Consider the following 1,891-nt stretch of genomic DNA (forward strand, 5'->3'; position numbering starts at 1 on the left):
AAAAAAAAAAAAAAAAAAAAAAAAAAGGGGCGGCGCCGGGGGGGGCGCCCCCCTAAACTTTTGCCCCTTCTGCCAACTTATGGCAGCAGCAAACTCGAACCCTGCGTCACCCGGCTCTCCAGAACTTCATGCGCCCGCCGCGCTTCGCTCAGCGGATAGATCTGACTTTCAGCCACGTCCACTTTAATCACCCCGCTGGCGATCAGCGAAAACAATTCACTGCAGGCTTCCTCCAGTTCTTCCCGGTTGGTGATATAGCCCTGCAGCGATGGGCGAGTGACGTACAGGGAGCCTTTTTGATTCAGGATCCCCAGATTAACGCCGGTCACCGGACCGGAGGAGTTACCAAAGCTGACCATCAGGCCGCGGCGCTGCAGACAGTCCAAAGAGGCCTCCCAGGTATCTTTCCCCACCGAGTCGTAGACGACGGCCACTTTCTTACCGTCGGTGAGCGCCTTGAGCCGCTCCACGATAGACTCCTCGCGATAGTTAATCACCTGCCAGGCGCCCGCCTCTTTGGCGCGCTGCGCTTTCTGCGCGCTGCCGACGGTACCGATAAGTTTCGCCCCCAGCGCTTTCGCCCACTGACAGGCTATCAGCCCCACGCCGCCAGCGGCCGCGTGAAACAGGAACATCTCATCAGGCTTAATTTCATAGGTTTTGCGCAGCAGATACCAGACCGTTAATCCTTTGAGGAACGACGCGGCGGCCTGTTCGAAGGAGATAGCGTCCGGCAGGACCGCCGCTTTGTCGGCCAGCACATTGTGTACCGTGCTGTAGGCGCCGAGCGCCGACTGGGCGTACACCACCCGATCGCCTACCTTAATATGCGTGACCCCATGGCCAACTTTACTGACGATGCCGGCCGCCTCGGTGCCCAGGCCGCTCGGCAGCGACGGCGGCGGATAGAGGCCGCTGCGAACATAGGTGTCGATATAGTTGATGCCGATGGCTTTGTTTTCGACCTGAATCTCATGTTCTGCGGGATCGCGTGGCGTGAACTCAACCGCCTGAAGCACCTCCGGTCCCCCGTGTTTCGAAAATTCGATGCGTGTTGCCATGTTCGCTCCTGTGTTGTTCCGAGATTATTCAGTAAGCTTAACAGCCTGCGCCGGCGGCGACGGATTTTCTTACCCGCCTCAGGCCTGCCACGCTTAATGGGTTCTTTAGCGGCAATGGCTTTCTCGCTATACTGTCACGCTCTTTTCCGGATCGGTGAAATGTTAGGCTATGGCAGGAAATAAACCCTTCAACAAACCACAGACAGAAACCCGCGAACGCGATCCGCAGCTCGCCGGGCTGAAAGTCCCGCCGCACTCGATTGAAGCGGAGCAGTCGGTGTTGGGCGGTTTAATGCTGGATAACGAGCGCTGGGACGACGTCGCCGAACGCGTCGTTGCCGACGACTTTTATACCCGTCCGCACCGTCATATTTTTACCGAGATGGCGCGCCTGCAGGAGTCCGGCAGCCCGATTGACCTGATTACGCTCGCCGAGTCGCTGGAGCGTCAGGGGCAGCTGGACAGCGTGGGCGGCTTCGCCTATCTGGCCGAACTGTCCAAAAACACGCCCAGCGCGGCTAACATCAGCGCCTATGCCGACATCGTGCGCGAACGCGCGGTGGTGCGCGAAATGATTTCGGTGGCCAACGAGATCGCCGAAGCCGGCTTCGACCCGCAGGGGCGAACCAGCGAAGATCTGCTCGACCTCGCCGAATCCCGGGTTTTCAAAATCGCCGAAAGCCGGGCCAACAAAGACGAAGGGCCGAAGAACATCGCCGATGTCCTCGATGCCACTGTCGCCCGTATCGAACAGCTGTTCCAGCAGCCCCATGACGGCGTCACCGGGGTCAATACCGGCTACGACGACCTCAACAAAAAGACCCCCCGCC

Annotated in this window: 2 protein-coding genes; one reads left to right on the top strand and one right to left on the bottom strand. The window is 59.1% G+C overall.

Annotation, left to right across the window (positions count from 1 at the left end):
- Positions 1 to 77: 77 nt before the first annotated feature.
- Positions 78 to 1,061, bottom strand: a complete 984-nt coding sequence (locus HMPREF9538_RS14840; RefSeq protein WP_002884941.1) for a quinone oxidoreductase — start codon at positions 1,059 to 1,061, stop codon at positions 78 to 80.
- 169 nt (positions 1,062 to 1,230) lie between these two features.
- On the opposite strand from HMPREF9538_RS14840, the gene HMPREF9538_RS14835 reads away from it, so the two are divergent.
- Positions 1,231 to 1,891, top strand: a 661-nt coding sequence (locus HMPREF9538_RS14835) for a DnaB-like helicase N-terminal domain-containing protein (protein ID WP_009484998.1), incomplete at its 3' end; no start/stop codon positions are given.

Origin of the sequence: Klebsiella sp. MS 92-3 (assembly GCF_000195655.1) — a bacterium.
GTDB lineage: Bacteria > Pseudomonadota > Gammaproteobacteria > Enterobacterales > Enterobacteriaceae > Klebsiella > Klebsiella pneumoniae.

Coding starts and splice junctions, on each gene's coding strand:
- HMPREF9538_RS14840 (WP_002884941.1), bottom strand. CDS start 1,061: ATGGCAACACGCATCGAATTTTCGAAACACGGGGGACCGGAGGTGCTT.